This window comes from Streptomyces sp. SKN60 (genome assembly GCF_026236535.1).
Lineage (GTDB): Bacteria > Actinomycetota > Actinomycetes > Streptomycetales > Streptomycetaceae > Streptomyces.
Window position 1 is genome coordinate 1 of sequence record NZ_JAHTMW010000028.1, and the last position, 14,847, is coordinate 14,847.

At 72.1% G+C, this 14,847-nt stretch carries 16 protein-coding genes; 9 read left to right on the plus strand and 7 right to left on the minus strand.

Annotated features, from left to right (window positions below):
• Nucleotides 1-121 precede the first annotated feature (121 nt).
• Both KV205_RS32365 and KV205_RS32370 read right to left on the minus strand, forming a co-directional pair.
• Nucleotides 122-592: an indole-3-glycerol phosphate synthase gene (locus tag KV205_RS32365; RefSeq protein WP_265868410.1), complete on the minus strand. Its 471-nt coding sequence runs from the start codon at nt 590-592 to the stop codon at nt 122-124.
• Nucleotides 593-698: 106 nt separating this feature from the next.
• Nucleotides 699-1,520: a pyrimidine reductase family protein gene (locus KV205_RS32370; protein WP_265868412.1), complete on the minus strand. Its 822-nt coding sequence runs from the start codon at nt 1,518-1,520 to the stop codon at nt 699-701.
• A 51-nt stretch (nt 1,521-1,571) separates the two neighbouring features.
• Here KV205_RS32370 and zapE point away from each other — a divergent pair, with 51 nt between their 5' ends.
• From zapE to KV205_RS32385, 3 genes are all read left to right on the plus strand, one after another.
• Nucleotides 1,572-2,657: a cell division protein ZapE gene (gene zapE / locus KV205_RS32375; RefSeq protein WP_265868413.1), complete on the plus strand. Its 1,086-nt coding sequence runs from the start codon at nt 1,572-1,574 to the stop codon at nt 2,655-2,657.
• A 33-nt stretch (nt 2,658-2,690) separates the two neighbouring features.
• On the plus strand, nt 2,691-3,116 hold the full coding sequence (locus KV205_RS32380; protein ID WP_265868414.1) for an OsmC family protein: 426 nt from the start codon (nt 2,691-2,693) through the stop codon (nt 3,114-3,116).
• 137 nt (nt 3,117-3,253) lie between these two features.
• Entirely contained in the window at nt 3,254-4,639 is a 1,386-nt protein-coding gene (locus KV205_RS32385) for an alkaline phosphatase PhoX (RefSeq protein WP_265868415.1), read from the plus strand.
• Here the strand turns inward: KV205_RS32385 and KV205_RS32390 are convergent, their stop codons facing one another.
• A complete protein-coding gene (locus KV205_RS32390) occupies nt 4,640-5,593 on the minus strand; it encodes an oxidoreductase (protein WP_265868416.1) in 954 nt (317 codons plus the stop codon).
• Nucleotides 5,594-5,670: 77 nt separating this feature from the next.
• Between KV205_RS32390 and KV205_RS32395 the strand changes: the two genes are divergently transcribed.
• Both KV205_RS32395 and KV205_RS32400 read left to right on the plus strand, forming a co-directional pair.
• The gene (locus tag KV205_RS32395) at nt 5,671-6,294 is read left to right on the plus strand and encodes a TetR family transcriptional regulator (protein ID WP_374214762.1); all 624 of its coding nucleotides are present in this window, start codon (nt 5,671-5,673) and stop codon (nt 6,292-6,294) included.
• A gap of 22 nt (nt 6,295-6,316) precedes the next feature.
• Nucleotides 6,317-7,183: a PPK2 family polyphosphate kinase gene (locus KV205_RS32400; RefSeq protein ID WP_265868419.1), complete on the plus strand. Its 867-nt coding sequence runs from the start codon at nt 6,317-6,319 to the stop codon at nt 7,181-7,183.
• Here the strand turns inward: KV205_RS32400 and KV205_RS32405 are convergent.
• Nucleotides 7,169-8,680, minus strand: a complete 1,512-nt coding sequence (locus tag KV205_RS32405) for a helix-turn-helix transcriptional regulator (RefSeq protein ID WP_265868420.1) — start codon at nt 8,678-8,680, stop codon at nt 7,169-7,171. The genes KV205_RS32400 and KV205_RS32405 overlap by 15 nt on opposite strands.
• A gap of 85 nt (nt 8,681-8,765) precedes the next feature.
• Between KV205_RS32405 and KV205_RS32410 the strand changes: the two genes are divergently transcribed.
• The 3 genes from KV205_RS32410 to KV205_RS32420 all read left to right on the plus strand — a co-directional run bounded on the left by KV205_RS32410 (nt 8,766) and on the right by KV205_RS32420 (nt 11,848).
• Nucleotides 8,766-8,963: a hypothetical protein gene (locus tag KV205_RS32410; protein ID WP_265868421.1), complete on the plus strand. Its 198-nt coding sequence runs from the start codon at nt 8,766-8,768 to the stop codon at nt 8,961-8,963.
• A 27-nt stretch (nt 8,964-8,990) separates the two neighbouring features.
• Nucleotides 8,991-9,884: a polysaccharide deacetylase family protein gene (locus KV205_RS32415; protein WP_265868422.1), complete on the plus strand. Its 894-nt coding sequence runs from the start codon at nt 8,991-8,993 to the stop codon at nt 9,882-9,884.
• 110 nt (nt 9,885-9,994) lie between these two features.
• Nucleotides 9,995-11,848 (plus strand): DNRLRE domain-containing protein, encoded by a 1,854-nt coding sequence (locus KV205_RS32420; protein WP_265868423.1) that lies wholly within the window; start codon nt 9,995-9,997, stop codon nt 11,846-11,848.
• A 9-nt stretch (nt 11,849-11,857) separates the two neighbouring features.
• Here the strand turns inward: KV205_RS32420 and KV205_RS32425 are convergent, their stop codons facing one another.
• From KV205_RS32425 to KV205_RS32435, 3 genes are read right to left on the minus strand one after another with little or no spacing between them, the layout of a single operon-like run.
• Entirely contained in the window at nt 11,858-12,508 is a 651-nt protein-coding gene (locus KV205_RS32425; protein WP_265868424.1) for an ABC transporter, read from the minus strand.
• Entirely contained in the window at nt 12,505-13,302 is a 798-nt protein-coding gene (locus KV205_RS32430) for an ATP-binding cassette domain-containing protein (RefSeq protein ID WP_265868425.1), read from the minus strand. Before KV205_RS32430 ends, KV205_RS32425 begins: the two co-directional genes overlap by 4 nt.
• Before the next feature lie 25 nt (nt 13,303-13,327).
• Nucleotides 13,328-14,002 carry an AIM24 family protein gene (locus tag KV205_RS32435; protein WP_265868426.1) on the minus strand — a complete coding sequence of 225 codons (675 nt, stop codon included), beginning with the start codon at nt 14,000-14,002 and terminating at the stop codon, nt 13,328-13,330.
• An 87-nt stretch (nt 14,003-14,089) separates the two neighbouring features.
• Between KV205_RS32435 and KV205_RS32440 the strand changes: the two genes are divergently transcribed.
• Nucleotides 14,090-14,791: a peptidyl-tRNA hydrolase gene (locus KV205_RS32440; RefSeq protein ID WP_265868428.1), complete on the plus strand. Its 702-nt coding sequence runs from the start codon at nt 14,090-14,092 to the stop codon at nt 14,789-14,791.
• Nucleotides 14,792-14,847: the final 56 nt, after the last annotated feature.

Below are 14,847 nucleotides of genomic sequence, written 5' to 3' on the forward strand. Positions count from 1 at the left end.
CCCGGGGGGGTGTCGTTGTCGTGCGGGTCTTTGTTTGGAAGGCCAGGCTTGGGGGTTGGGGGGGGGCGGGCCGGGCGGCGAGCCCGGCCCGCCCACCCCGTGCGGAATCAGTCGCTGTGCGTCAGTCGCTGTGTGCGAACAGCTTCAGGACCGGCACCCCCACCTTGTGGCGGGCCCGGGACGCCCAGTCGCGGTGGAAGAACTCCTCCACGTAGTGCGGGGCGGTCAGCACGATCACCTCGTCGGCCTCGGACTCGTCGACCACCGATTTCATCTTGTTCAGGGGGTGGTCCTCGACCACCTGTCCGACGGCCTCGCAACCCGCGGCCCGCAGCGCCTGGAGCGAGGCCTCCAGGGCCTGCTCGGCGAGCGGCCTGGCCTCCTTGCCCTCGGGCTCGTCGCCCTCGCGGGTCGCCTCTTTCAGTTCGCCCATCGCCACGTCGTCGATGGCGCGCAGCAGTAGATCGGCCTGGTCACCACGCGGCTGCATCAGAACGATGAACGAGACGACCTCGTCACCGTGGAGCGTGGTGACGAAGTCCACGTCGGTGGACGTGAGGGGCTTCTCGATCATCAGAACGCTTGTGAACACCTCAGGAGCCCTTCTGCGGAAACCATCCTTCCCCGTGGCCCCACGGGGATTGCGAGAGTGATTCTGCCCAGCGGACGCTAAGCGGAACGACAAATTCCGCCGATTGTCAGATCCGACGGTAGCGGGTGAAGAGGAAGCCGTCCTGCTCCAGCACCGACGCCACGGCGAAGCGTTTCGGAACCGCGACGGACGGGCCCCCGGCGATCCGCTGCGCGGCGCCCGCCGTCATGGTCGGGGAGAGGGTCAGACACAGCTCGTCGAGCACCCCGGCGGCCACGAACTGCCCGAGCAGGCGCGGCCCGCCCTCGGTCAGCTGGCGCCGCAGTCCGCGCTCCGCGAGGGCCGTCACCGCGCGCTCCGGATCGATGCCGCGGTCGTCGCCGGCGATCACCACCTCGGCGCCCGCGCGCTCGGCCTCGGCACGGCGTTCGGCGGAGGAGCCGGCGCCGGTGAGGACGAGGGTGGGGACGAGCGGCTCGGTGAAAAGCGGAAGCGAGAAATCCAGGTCGAGCGAGGCGGTCACGACGGCGATCACCGGCGCCGGGCCCTGGCCCGCCGCCGCCCGCCGGGCCGCGAAGGCGTCCCGCGCCCGGGCCGGGCGGTAGCCCTCGCTCCGTACCGTCTCCGCGCCGACGACCACGACGTCCGCCAGGCCCCGCAGGGTGCCGAAGATCCGCATGTCGGCCTCGGAGGACAGCGGCTGCGAGCGGCCGTCGTGCTGGCCGGCGCCGTCGAGCGAGGAGACCATGTTGGCCCGCAGCCAGCGCCCGGTCGCCGCCTCCGGCGGGTACGCGTAGGCGTCGGCGAGCTCGTCGAGCGACCAGTCGTGGTCCGCGGGGCCGGCATGGTCGGTGCGGTCGGCGCTGGGAGCGGCAACGGTGTCGTGGGCCGTCGCTGTCATGTCCGTCACAGGAAGCAGGCGTCGCATCCCGGCAGTCTGACACGGCGCTTACAGTGGATAACTGTGTCGACCCGTGCCATGACAGAAGCCGCTTCCCTCGATTCCGCCGAGGCGGCCCCGCTCTCGCTCTGCTCCCGGGAGCCCCACGTACCCGCCGACCGGCTTGTGGCGGAGATGGTGCCGCCGCCGCGGTTCGACTCGGTGCGTTTCGACACGTACATCCCGGATCCGAACCAGCCCAGTCAGATCGAGGCGGTCAAGGTCCTGAGCGGCTTCGCCGAGGGCCTGGGCGGCGCGCACGCCACCGGTGCCGGCAAGCGCCGCTGGTTCTCCCGCGCCCCGAAGGCCACGGCCCCGGCCGGCCCGCGCGGTGTCTACCTCGACGGCGGCTACGGCGTCGGCAAGACCCACCTGCTCGCCTCCCTCTGGCACGCCACCCCGGCAGAGCCCGCGCTCAAGGCCTTCGGCACCTTCGTGGAACTGACGAACCTGGTGGGCGCGCTGGGCTTCCAGCAGACCGTGCAGACGCTGAGCGGGCACCGGCTGCTGTGCATCGACGAGTTCGAGCTGGACGACCCGGGCGACACCGTCCTGGTCTCCTCCCTGCTCAGCCGCCTGGTGGAGCACGGCGTGGCGCTCGCCGCGACCTCCAACACGCTGCCCGGCAAGCTCGGCGAGGGCCGCTTCGCCGCCGCCGACTTCCTGCGCGAGATCCAGGGCCTGTCGGCGCACTTCCGCCCGCTGCGGATCGACGGCGAGGACTACCGCCACCGCGGTCTGCCGGAGGCCCCCGCGCCGTACGACGACGAGACCGTGACCCGGACCGCGTACGCCACCTCCGGCGCCTCGCTCGACGACTTCCCGCACCTGCTCGAACACCTGGCCAGGGTTCACCCGAGCCGGTACGGAGCGCTGACGGACGAGCTGACCGCGGTCTGCCTCACCGACGTGCAGGCGGTCCCCGACCAGTCGACCGCGCTGCGGCTCGTCGTCCTGGCCGACCGGCTCTACGACCGCGAGATACCCGTGCTCGCCTCCGGACTCCCCTTCGACCGGCTGTTCAGCGACGAGATGCTGAACGGCGGGTACAAGAAGAAGTACTTCCGGGCGATCTCCCGGCTCACCGCCCTCGCGCGGGACGCGAAGGGGCTCGTGGCGCAGTAGCTTGGGGGCCATACCCGATCGAAAGGGATACACATGGCCACCGTGCGTCACGCCCACACCGTCTGGGAGGGCGACCTCCTCAAGGGTTCCGGTGTCGTCACCCTCGACTCCTCGAAGCTCGGCTCGTACGACGTCACCTGGGCGTCCCGCGCCGAGCAGCCGGACGGCCGGACCAGCCCCGAGGAGCTGATCGCCGCCGCGCACTCCTCCTGCTTCTCGATGGCCTTCTCCAACGGCCTGGCCAAGGACGGCCACGCGCCGACCCGCCTGGAGACCAAGGCGGACGTGACCTTCCAGCCGGGCGAGGGCATCACGGGCATCCACCTCACCGTGCGCGGCGAGGTGCCGGGCCTGGACGCGGCCCGGTTCCAGGAGCTGGCGGAGGACGCGAAGAAGAACTGCCCGGTGAGCCAGGCGCTGACGGGCACGACGATCACGCTGACGGCCGAACTGGCGTAGGTTCTCGCGCTCTTCTCATGAGGCGGCGTGCGGCCCGCATGGGTTCACGTGTCACCACACTGCGTGGTACACACATGCGGGTCACGCGTCACATCACGCACTTCAGTCCTGTCCGCCAACAGGAAGTGGGTTGCCTCATGTCCGCAACACGACGTCAGATCCTGACCGGCACCGGAGCGTCCGTCGCCGGGATCGTCTTCTCCGGCGCGCTGTCGGAACTCTTCGCCGGCACCGCCGTCGCGGCGCCGCCCCTGCGATCCGGCGGCTCCAGCGGCTACGGCCCGCTGGTCCCCGACCCGGCCGGGCTGCTCGATCTGCCGGCCGGCTTCTCGTACACCGTCCTCTCCCGGGAGGGCGATCCGCTCCGCTCCGGCGAGGGGCCGGTGCCGAGCAACCACGACGGGATGGGCGCCTTCGCGGGGCGCCGCGGCCGGGTGCATCTGGTCCGCAACCACGAGAACCGGGTCACCGGGAGGATCGGCGTGCCGGTCGTCGACGGCCTGACCTACGACCCGGCCGCCAAGGGCGGCTGCACGGCCCTCACCCTCGGCGGGCGCGGCGACGCCGTGCTCGACGAGCGGGTCGCCATCGCCGGCACCGCCGTCAACTGCGCGGGCGGGCCCACCCCTTGGCGTACCTGGCTGACCTGCGAGGAGACCGAGGACCGGGCCGGCACCAACGGCTACACCAAGGACCACGGCTTCATCTTCGAGGTCGACGGCGCCGACCCGCGCCGTACGGGCGCGGTGCCGCTGACCGCGATGGGCCGCTTCCAGCACGAGGCCGTCGCCGTCGACCCGCACAGCGGCATCGTCTACGAGACGGAGGACGCCTTCGAGCGCCCCTTCGGGCTCTTCTACCGCTTCCTGCCGGAGAAGCCGCTGGGCGGTACGGGTTCGCTGCGCGCGGGCGGCACGCTGGAGGCGATGCGGGTGCCGGGGGTGCCCGACCTGTCGGTGGTGCAGGAGCCGGGCACGCGGTTCGAGCGCGTCGAGTGGGTGCCCGTACCGGATCCGCTGGCCGCCGGGACGCCGATCCGGCTGCAGGACTTCGGCCCGAGAGGGATCACGCACGCGCAGAAGCTGGAGGGCTGCTACTGGGGTGGTGCGCAGAACGCCGTCTACTTCGTGTCGTCGTTCGCGCGGACCAAGGACGGCTCGGCGGGCACCCACTTCGGGCAGGTGTGGAAGTACGAGCCGGGGCGGCGCCGGCTCACCCTCGTCGTCGTCTTCGGCCCGGACACGGATGTGCAGCTGCCCGGCGAGTCGCCGGACAACATCTGTCTGTCGCCGACCGGCGGTCTGATGGTGTGCGAGGACGGGAACGGCGCGCAGCACGTGTTCGGCGTGAGCCGGCGCGGCGAGGTGTACGCGGTGGCGCGCGGCGCGCAGAACATCGGCACCCCGGACGACCCGGAGTGGGGCGAGTTCGCGGGGGTGACGTTCTCGCCGGACGGCTCGACGATGTACGTGAACTGCTACACGCCCGGGACGACGTTCGCGGTGCGCGGCCCCTGGTGCTGATCAGGCGAGGTCGTACCGGACGCCGGTGAGGCGTTCGGACAGCTCCCACAGGCGGCGGCCGTTCTCCGGATCGGTCGCCGCCGGCGCGTAGGCGACCGGCTTGGGCGCGCCGCGCAGTTCGCCGGGCCCATCCGGCCCGTAGAACGCGCCGCTCTCCATGTCCGGCGCGGTCGCCACGTACAGCTGCGGCAGCGCGCCGCGCTCCGGCGGCTGGGCGAGCAGCGGGCCGAGGACCCGGCCGTACACCCAGCGGACGAGGGCGACCGGGGTGTCGTTCTGGAGGTTGGTGGCGGTGTAGCCGGGGTGGGCGAGGACGCTGCGGACGGGGCTGCCGGCGGCGGTGAGCCGCCGGTGCAGTTCATGGCCGAAAACAGTGTTCGCCAACTTGGACTGGTTGTAGTGGCCCATGGGCGAGTAGCGCCGTGCGCCGTCGAGGTCGGCGAAGTCGAGGGTGCCCTTGCGGTGCTGGAGGCTGCTGACGGTGACGACCCGGGGATCGCGACCGGTGGCGGCGAGGCGGCCGAGCAGCAGCCCGGTGAGCGCGAAGTGGCCGAGGTGGTTGGCGGCGAACTGGAGTTCGTGGCCCTGGACGCTGAGAGTACGGGGCGGGGCCATGACGCCCGCGTTGTTGACGAGGACGTCGAGGCGGGGGCGCTCGGCGCGCAGCTTGGCGGCGAACTCGCGTACGGAGTCGAGGTCGGCGAGGTCGATCCGGCGGACGTCGAGCCGGTCCCGGACACCCGGGACCTCCTGGGCGATCTGCCGGGCGGCGGCGTGGCCCTTCGCCTCGTCGCGGACGGCGAGGACGACGTCGGCGCCATGGCGGGCGAGGGCGTGGGTGGTGGCGAGGCCGAGGCCGCTGTTGGCCCCGGTGACGACGAAGGTCCGGCCGGTGAGGTCGGGGATGCGGGCGGCGGTCCACTTCGAAGGTTCGGTCTTGGACTGTTCGGTCATGCGGCACACGTTGCCGCCGGTGTCACTCGGTGTCAAGTTTTTCGCGGAGTGACAAGGGTGTCGCTAGGATGCGTTTCATGACCTCCGACTCCTCTCTCTCACTGGCCGAGCGCAAGCGCCTCCTCGTCGCGACCGAGCTCTCCGAGGCGGCGCTCCAGCTGCTCGCGCTGCGCGGCTTCGACGCGGTCACCGTGGACGAGATCGCGGCCGAGGCGGGGGTGTCGAAGCGGACCTTCTTCCGCTACTTCGCGTCCAAGGAGGACGTGGTCGTCCAGTTCCTGTCCGGGATGGGCGGCGACATCCACACGGCGCTCGCCGCCCGCCCGGCGGACGAGCCCGCGTCCGCCGCGCTGCGCCACGCCCTCGCCGTACCCCTCCTCGCCTGCACCGACCAGCACCCCGACCACGCGGCCCGCGCCCTGCGGGTGGTCCAGCTGATCCTGCGCACCCCCGCGCTGCTCGCCCGCTTCCTGGAGCGCCAGGCCGAGTGGCGCGAGGCGCTTGCGGCGGAGCTGGCCCGCCGCCGGGGCCTCGACCCGGCCGCCGACCTCTACCCGCGGCTCGCGGCCGGCACCGCGCTCGTCGCCTTCCACACGGCGCTGCAGCGCTGGGGCGACAGCGACGCGGCGGACGACCCGCTCGGCCTCCTCGACCGGGCCTTCGCGGTGGTGCGACCGGCGCTCGACGCGCAGGATCGGTGACAGGACCGAGAAGGGCGGGCGGATGCCGAAGACGAAGCGGGACCAGCGGGACCAGTCCGTGCGGGAGCTGCTGCGGCTCCCCGTCGGCGAGCGGATCGACCTCTCGGCGTACGACGCGGGCGGGACGCCCGGCGGCCCGGACGGCAAGAAGGCCGGCGCCGCCGCGACCGCCGCGCTCGGCCCGCGCCTCGCCGAACTCCAGGAACGCCTGTACGCGGCGAGCACCGCGGGCGACCGGCGCCGGCTGCTCCTCGTCCTCCAGGGCATGGACACCAGCGGCAAGGGCGGCACCGTCAAGCACGTCATCGGCCACTTCAACCCCTCGGGCTGCCGCATCCGCGCCTTCAAGGCCCCGACGGAGGAGGAGCGCGCCCACCCCTTCCTCTGGCGCATCACCCGCGCCCTCCCCGTCGCCGGCGAGATCGGCATCTTCGACCGCTCCCACTACGAGGACGTCCTCATCGCCCGGGTCCGCGAGCTGGCCGGGCGTGAGGTGATCGAGGACCGCTACGGCGAGATCGACCGCTTCGAGAAGTCCCTCGCCGACGACGGCGTCACCGTCGTCAAGGTCTTCCTCCACATCTCCTACGAGGAGCAGCGCACCCGCCTCCTGGAGCGCCTGGACAACCCCGACAAGCACTGGAAGTTCAACCCGGGTGACATCGAGGAGCGCGCGCTGTGGCCCGCGTACCAGGAGGCGTACGGCATCGCGTTGGAGCGCTGCGCCACCGACCGCACGCCGTGGTACCTGGTCCCGGCGGACCACAAGTGGTACCGGAACTGGGCGATCAGCTCGCTGCTGCTTGAGCACCTGGAGGAGCTGGACCCGAGCTATCCGGAGGCGGATTTCGATGTGGCGGGGTGCCGGGCGAGGCTAGTCGCCTCGTGAGCGGCGCCACTTCTCGATGTAGCGGCTCAGGTCGCCATGGACGTACTCGTCGAGCTGGTCGAGCCTGCCGCGCGCTTCGAGAGAGGCGAGGAAGCGGTCGAAGAGGGCTGTGTCAGCGGCGAGGTCTTCGGCGAAGCGGCTCATCCCTCCCCCGGGGTCGACCCCCGCCATCAGATCGAACAGAATGTCGATCGCCACGTCGTCGTGCCGGGTCTCCGCGAGCTTCCGCAGGCGCGCGTGCTCCCCGTCCGGTGTGGAGGGCAGTTCGGAGCAGTACAGGTCGGCGACCAGCTCGGCCACGTCAGGCCTCCCCGCACGAACGAGACCGACCATGACGCGGAAGGCGAACAAGCGGTGCCACCTGAGGCTGCCACTCCTGGCCAGCGCATACGCCGTACGCCGGAAGCCCTCCCGCGACCGCTCATGGACGAGCGCGCCCACCGTCAGGCGGACCGCCCGGTCCGGGTCCGGTGTCCGCGCCACGGTCAGTGCCAGCAACTCGTCGGCCTGGGAGCCGGTGAAGGCCAGACGGGTCTCCTTCAGCCCCTCGTAGAAGACAGCGACATTACGCTCGGTCACGCGCGAGGAGATCGCGGTGAGCCAGGTGACCCCCAAGACGTACCGCGCCTTGGCCCTGAACTCGCGGGCGAACCAGAACAGCTCCTCTGCCGGCCGCAGCCTCCCGATATCGGTGACGAACTGGTCTCTGGCGCGGTCGGGGCCGTGCTTCTCCAACCACTCCAGCAGGTCCTCCGCGTCCTCCAGAGACCTCGCCCACGCCGCCTCCGTCAGCTCCCGGGACGCCTCCGCGAATTCGTCCGCCTCCCACATCGCCTTCAGCTGCCCCAGGAAGGCCTCCAACGGCAGCAACCCCGTCCCGCCGCCCTCCGGGCTTCGCCGGGACAGCTCCCCTTCCAGCCGCAGGACCTCGTCCCGCAGGTCGGCGCTGCGGCGTTCCGCGTCCAGGCGCAGGCGTTCGGCGTCCGCGAGGTCCAGCTGGAGGCGGGCGAGTTCGGCGCCCCAGTCGAGGCGGAGGCGGTCGAGCTCTTCGGCAGCAGTGTGGGCCTCGGCCTCCTTCTTCTCCAGGAGGGCGTGGAGCGCGTCCACGTTCCGGTGGGCGCGCGCCGCGTCGCGCCGGGAGCGGGCCAGCTCGGCCCGGAGGCTCTCCAGCCGGAACTCCGCCGGGTCGGTGACGCGCAGCGCCTCCATGCGCTGCGTCCTGATCGCCTCCTTGGCCTCCAGCTTCAGTGGGGCCCCTACGTGGGTCTCGACCTCCGCGACCAGTCGGTCGACGAACTCCTGCGGGGCGAGCCGACGCCCGCTGAGGAAGCGGGAGACCACCGACTTGTCGACGTGCACGCGGTGGGCGTACTGGCTCTGGCTGATACCGAGCCTGTTGAACAGCTCCTTCAACACGTTGCCGAGCGCCGCAACCTCGGGCACGCAGCCCCGCTCCATCTCGGACGAGCCGCCCTGCGTACGGGCCACTTCGGTCATGCCGCGCACTCCCCCACCGTGTTGACTCCGCATCGGCAACGGTTGCCGCTTCCGCAACGTTCCGGCCCCGCCCCAGCCTCTCCCCATGCGAACTCTCCGCTGGGCCCAGCGCGCCCTCATCGTCCTCGTGTCCACCCTCCCCCTGCTCCTCGTCACGCTCGCCTTCCTCCCTGCCCTGCTCGTCCTCCCCTTCCGCCGCGACCGCGCGGCGCACGCGCAGGCCATGGTGCGTCAGCTCACCGCGTGGACTCGGGCGCTGCTGCTGTCGAGCCGCGAACGATAGGGGTATCTGATCGGATATTTTCCGTGGGTGACCATTCCTGTACGAAGACTGTCGGCACTCGCCCTGTTGGGTGCCGTACTCGTCGGCTGCGGCGGGGGCGCGGCCGACACTCCGGCGCCCGCGAAACCCTCCGCGCCGGCCACCACGTCGCCCACTCCGGCCACGTCGGCCAATCCGGCCGCCGCGCCCGCCCCGCCCGTCCGCAAGGCACCCGCCCGCAAGGCCCCGCCGACGCTCGCGCCGGCGGCGGGCGGGCTCACCGCCGTGTACACGCACCGCGCCAAGAGCCCGGAGAAGGTCGTCGCGCTCACCTTCGACGCCGACATGACGGCCGACCAGGGCCCGCGTGCGGCGCGCGGGGAGCACTTCGACAACCCGCAGCTCATCGCCACGCTCCGCCGCCTGAAGGTGGACGCGACCGTCTTCATGACGGGCCGCTGGGCCGAGGAGTACCCGGAGCAGGCGAAGTCCATCGGCAACGATCCGCGGTTCGAGATCGCCAACCACTCCTACAGCCACTACGCCTTCGCGGAGCCCTGCTACGGCCTGCCGACCGTCGCCCGCCCCGACATGGCCGCCGACGTCCAGCGCGCCTTCGACGCCTTCCGCGACGCCGGGGCCACCAACGTCGTCCCGTACTTCCGCTTCCCCGGCGGCTGCTACGACGACACCGCCCGCCGCGCCCTCGCCCCGACCGGCGTCACGGCGGTCCAGTGGGACGTGGTCAGCGGCGACGCCTTCGCCAAGGACCCCGACGCCGTCGCCGACCAGGTCCTCGACGGCGTCAGGCCGGGCTCCCTGGTCGTCATGCACTGCACCCGCAGCGCGGCCCCGGTCACCGAGCAGGCGATCCGCCGCATCGTCCCGGAGCTGCGGGCGAAGGGCTACCGCTTCGTGAAGGTGTCGGAGCTGATGTCCTGACATTCTCCGCACACGTGATCGAAAGCTGCTGTACAACTCCCACTACCCGGTGTGAGGGTGTTGCCTTGTCGACTTCCGAAGAGCCGAGAGCTCGAAAGGCGGACCTTCACGTGCGTCGCTCCACCCGGCCCCTCTTCACGAGGGGCCTTCTGGCGACCGGGGGCGGGGTGGCGCTCCTCGCGTCCCTGCTCGTCCCCTCCTCCCAGGCCTCGGTCCCCGGGGAGACCGCTCCCCTGCCGGCCGCGGTCGCGGCCGCCGAGGCCACCCCGACGGTCTCACCCGTGGCGCAGACCGGGCCGCGCAACATCATCAAGCGGCTGTCGGACACGTACATCAAGAGCACGGACACCGCGGACCACTCGCAGGAGCGTCTCCTGCACGTCGGCTCGCCCGACAACGGCGCCACGAAGTACCGCAGCTTCATGCGCTTCGACGTGTCCAAGCTCCGCGGCGCACCGATCAAGAGCGCCACCCTGCGCGTCTACAACTCCTTCGTCTCCGACTGCGCCGCCAAGGCGTGGATGGGCGTCTACCCGGTCACCGAGACGTGGGACCAGTCGACGATCACCTGGGCCAACCAGCCGGCGGTCGGCGCGGGCAAGGACACGGCGTTCGGCCTCGGCCACCCGAACTGCCCGGACGTGCCGAACAAGACCAACCCGGAGGCGTCGAACGGCATCACGCGCATCGACGTCACCGACTGGGTCAAGGGCTGGGCCGCCACCACCCTGCCCAACCACGGCATCATGTTCAGGGCCCAGGAGGACGGTTCCTCCGGCTACAAGGACTTCTGCTCGATGAACCCGGTGTCGACGGACTACGCGTGCCACGCCGCGTACAACGCGCCGACGCTGGAGGTGGAGTTCAACGAGGGCCACACCCCCGTCATCTCGGGCAACGTCCACGGCCCGGCCTACCCGGACAACTACCCCACGGCCCACGCGGCCCTGGAGTTCTTCGACTCCACCAATCCGGCCGTCTGGCCCGCCTCCGGGCCGTACCAGCGCTGGATCCCCGACGCGTACCACTCGGTCTTCGACACGACCCTGAAGGGCGACACGTGGGAGGGCGGCACCTCGCACAAGCTGCGCCCCGGCGGCGTGTACGGCGGCAACGTCCTGGTCACGGGCGACGGCGCCAGCGGCTTCATCGGCGTGATCCCGTACCCGTCCCTCGCCGGCTACCACTGGGCGATCAACGTGGGTGACCCGGGCGACCTCCACGGCGTGGAGATGCTGCCGGACGGCACGGTCGTCGCCGCCTTCGCGTCCAGGGTCTTCGGCCAGGACACGACGGGCAAGGACATCAACGGCGGACTCCTCGTCTTCTCCAAGGCCCAGGGCACGCCGGGGAGCTGGAACGCGACACCCGTCCAGGACACCTCCCTGGCCGGCGCGCACGAGGTCCTCTACGACCCCGCCACCAACGTGCTGTGGGCCGTCGGCGACGAGCTCCTCGTCCGGTACAAGTACGCCAACGGCAGGCTCAGCTGGGACAAGGGCTTCCCGCTGCCCAAGCAGGCGGGGGACAACAAGGCGTACGGCCACGAGCTCGCGCCGGTGTACGGCAATCCGGACCGGCTCTGGATCGGGTCGAACGGCGGCATCACGCAGTTCTCGAAGAGCGAGGCCGTGGACTGCTACGCCAACACCGACGAGGTCCTGAAGAACCGCTGGCCGCTCGCGACCTACGTCACCGGCTTCGAGAACCGCTGGTGCACGGACTACCCGAACGCGGGAGAGGTGACCAACCGCACCCTGATCAAGAGTGTCGGCAACGACCCCGTCACGGGCGCCGTGGCCTCCACCTGCTCCCAGGGCTGCCCCGAGACCCAGACCTCGAACTACGTCTGGGAGACCCACTCGATCCGCTTCGTTCCCACCAGCGGCGCCCAGTCGATCGCGCAGGCCGACCCGGCCGACCGCCGCTACAAGGCGACCTGGGCCGTACCCGCCTACCAGTAGGGGACGGGCTCACCCACGCCAGGCCGTGGCCCTGCATGCCAGGGTCACGGCCGCCGCCGTGAGGGCCACGGCACCCGCCAGGGCCGGCCAGGGGTACGGGACCGCACCCGAGGTCGAGGCGGCGACCAGGGACGAGACCGCCGAGGCGGCCGGGGAGCCCGTCGCCACCAGGCCGAGGAGCGAGGCGAGGAGCAGGGCCGTCAGGGACCAGCCGCGGGCCCGGATCAGGGGGCGGGTGGTCAGGGCACCGATCGCCGTGCCCGTCAGGACGCACACGGTCGCGCCCAGGACGCCCGCCACGGCCGCCGGGAGCGGGCCGGCCAGACGGTGGTCGCTCATCCCGGTGACCGCGAGGACGGCGGTGACGCCGACGAGGAGGACCGCGCCGGTCGCGGTGAGGACCGCCGCCAGATGGGCGCGGGCCCGGCCGGCGGCCGCCGCGATGACGGTACGCGCGGCGGGCGGCTCCTGGTCGAGGCAGATGCGGACCGCCCAGGCCGCGACCGGGACCAGGCCGGCCACCGCATAGCCGAGGGCTCCGAGCACCGGTTCACCCGCCTGGATGCCGACGCCCACGAAGGCCGCGTACAGCAGGAAGGGCGCGAGCCAGCGCTGGGAGCGCAGGAGCAGCGCGGCCTGGTAGCGGAGCAGCGCGCTCATCGCCGTACCCCTTCGATGTGCCAGCCGGTGTCGAGCAGCGCCCGCAGCACCTTGTCGGAGTGTTCGGCTTCGACGGTGAGGGTCAGCCGGCCGTCCCGGTCGTCCTCCACCGTGCCGTCGGCCGGGAGCTCCGTGCCTCCGGAAGCGGTGATACGGAGCCGGGGAGGCGGCACCGGCGCGGGTTCCGCGCGGCAAACCCGGCCCTGCGTCACCTCGTACGCCGCGTCCTGCTCGCCCGCGAGGCGGCGCGGGTCGTGGTCGACGAAGACGACCCGGGCGCCGGCGGCGACGCGTTCGCGCACCGCGCGGTCGAGTTCGGTGCGGGCGCCGGCGTCGAGTCCGGTCCAGGCCTCGTCGAGGACGAGGAGGCCCGGCTCGGCGAGCAGGGCCTGGGCGACGGCCACCTTCTGGCTGGTGCCCTTGGAGAGTTCGGCGAGCGGGGTGTCGCGGTAGCCGGCCGCGCCGAAGCGTTCCAGCCACTCCCCCGCCCGGGCCCGGGCGGTCCGCCGGTCCAGGCCCTGGATGCGGCCGAGGTGGACGAGATAGCCGGCCGCGGTGAGCGGGAGGGCGGCGGGGAAGCGCTCGGGGACGTACGCGGTACGGGCCGGGCGGCCGGTGATCCGGCCCTCGCCGGGCGCGTCGATGCCCGCGACGAGCCGCAGCAGGGTCGACTTGCCGCTGCCGTTGCCGCCGCCGATCCGGGCCAGGGTGCCCGGGGGCAGCGCGAATCCGACCCCGCGCAGCACCCAGGGCCCGCGCGGTCCGTACCGCCGCCCGACGCCTTCCAACCTCATGCCGCCGTGTCCCCTGCCCCTGTTGTCAGTTGGCCACCTTCTGCGGGGTGGCCTCGCTCGGGCGTACGATGACGAAGCCCTGGCCGTCCAGGCGCAGTTGCACCGCCTCGCCCGAGCCGCCGCGGATCATCGAGCCGAAGGACTGGGAGCGGTGCAGCGAGGTCTGCAGGTCGGCGCTCCAGCCGACGACGGCGTCGGTGTCGACGCAGACGGGCGCCTGCGGGGTGACCGGGATGACGATCGGGTGGCCCTCGCACATCAGGGCGAGCTTGCCGTAGCCGGTGAAGACGCTGTTGAACAGGCCGCCGCCGGTCATGCCGGCGCCCTTCACCGTCTTGATCTCGTAGTGCAGCGTGGCGTCGAAGCACAGCACGTTGCGGCCGTTGACGGTGAGCGCGTCGCCCTGCTCGATCTCGACGATGAAGCAGTTCTGCGCCTCGTGCGCGAACCACGCCTCGCCCTGGCCGCGTACGGCCATCAGCGCCAGGCCCTCGCCGGTCACGGCGCGCTTGAGCAGCCCGCCGAGGCCCTGGCTCTTGTGCTCGAACTGCAGGTTCCCCCGGAAGGCGACCATCGAGCCCTGCCGGGCGTGCATCTCCCCGTTGACGGCGTACTTGACCGACTTGGCGTTCTGGAGGGTCATCCCCGGTATCTGCGCCGCCTCGGCGAGGTGTTCCTTGTTGAAAAGATCGCTCTTCATGGCAGGCATCCTGTCCCGGAACGTCCCATTCCCACAAGGAACCCTCCCGCGGGGAAGGCGTTCGCCCCACGGTGGCAGACTTGCCGGGTGAGCAGCAACGACCCCCGTGACGAGAAGCCGCAGTTCGTCCTCCCGCTCGTGGTGCGCATCGAGCGCGCCGCGCCCCCGGCCCGTACCGACGCCCTGGAGACCTCGGCCCGCGCGGTCCTGGAGATCCTGGCGGACGAGCGCTCGCAGGGCGAGGGCGAGTGGGCGCGGGCCGTCGAGGACTGGCAGGACGCCCGGATCCGCAAGGTGGTGCGCCGGGCGCGCGGTGCGGAGTGGCGCCGCGCGGAGGCCCTGCCGGGCCTGACGGTGACGAGTGCTCAGGGCACGGAGGTACGGGTCTTCCCGCCGGTCCCGCTGGACGGCTGGCCCAAGGACCTGGCCCGGCTCCAGGTCTCGGGCACCGACCTGGAGGACCCGGCGGCGCCCGGCCCGGCCCCGGCGGACGTGCCCGTGCTGTGGCTCAACCCCGAGCTCGACATGTCGGCCGGCAAGACGATGGCCCAGACCGGCCACGGCGCCCAGCTCCTGTGGTGGCGCCTGTCCGACGCCGACCGCGAGGCCTGGCGCGCCGCCGGCTTCCCCCTCGCGGTCCGCACCGCCGACCCGGCCCGCTGGCCGCTCCTCACGTCGGGCGACCTCCCGGTGGTCCAGGACGCCGGCTTCACCGAGATCGCGCCGGGCTCGTGCACGGTCGTGTCCGAGTACCCGGCGCTCGGGATCCGGGCCGCCGACGGCGTCTGACGAGCGGCAGCTTCACGTTCCACCACCATCGGCGTCCCGGGCCGCGAACCTCAAAT

What these genes read in the sequence shown, in the direction of transcription:
- KV205_RS32370 (WP_265868412.1), bottom strand. Translation starts at nt 1,520, where the DNA reads ATGCGACGCCTGCTTCCTGTGACGGACATGACAGCGACGGCCCACGAC.
- zapE (WP_265868413.1), top strand. Translation starts at nt 1,572, where the DNA reads ATGACAGAAGCCGCTTCCCTCGATTCCGCCGAGGCGGCCCCGCTCTCG.
- KV205_RS32380 (WP_265868414.1), top strand. Translation starts at nt 2,691, where the DNA reads ATGGCCACCGTGCGTCACGCCCACACCGTCTGGGAGGGCGACCTCCTC.
- KV205_RS32385 (WP_265868415.1), top strand. Translation starts at nt 3,254, where the DNA reads ATGTCCGCAACACGACGTCAGATCCTGACCGGCACCGGAGCGTCCGTC.
- KV205_RS32390 (WP_265868416.1), bottom strand. Translation starts at nt 5,593, where the DNA reads ATGACCGAACAGTCCAAGACCGAACCTTCGAAGTGGACCGCCGCCCGC.
- KV205_RS32395 (WP_374214762.1), top strand. Translation starts at nt 5,671, where the DNA reads ATGACCTCCGACTCCTCTCTCTCACTGGCCGAGCGCAAGCGCCTCCTC.
- KV205_RS32400 (WP_265868419.1), top strand. Translation starts at nt 6,317, where the DNA reads ATGCCGAAGACGAAGCGGGACCAGCGGGACCAGTCCGTGCGGGAGCTG.
- KV205_RS32405 (WP_265868420.1), bottom strand. Translation starts at nt 8,680, where the DNA reads ATGACCGAAGTGGCCCGTACGCAGGGCGGCTCGTCCGAGATGGAGCGG.
- KV205_RS32410 (WP_265868421.1), top strand. Translation starts at nt 8,766, where the DNA reads ATGCGAACTCTCCGCTGGGCCCAGCGCGCCCTCATCGTCCTCGTGTCC.
- KV205_RS32425 (WP_265868424.1), bottom strand. Translation starts at nt 12,508, where the DNA reads ATGAGCGCGCTGCTCCGCTACCAGGCCGCGCTGCTCCTGCGCTCCCAG.
- KV205_RS32430 (WP_265868425.1), bottom strand. Translation starts at nt 13,302, where the DNA reads ATGAGGTTGGAAGGCGTCGGGCGGCGGTACGGACCGCGCGGGCCCTGG.
- KV205_RS32435 (WP_265868426.1), bottom strand. Translation starts at nt 14,002, where the DNA reads ATGAAGAGCGATCTTTTCAACAAGGAACACCTCGCCGAGGCGGCGCAG.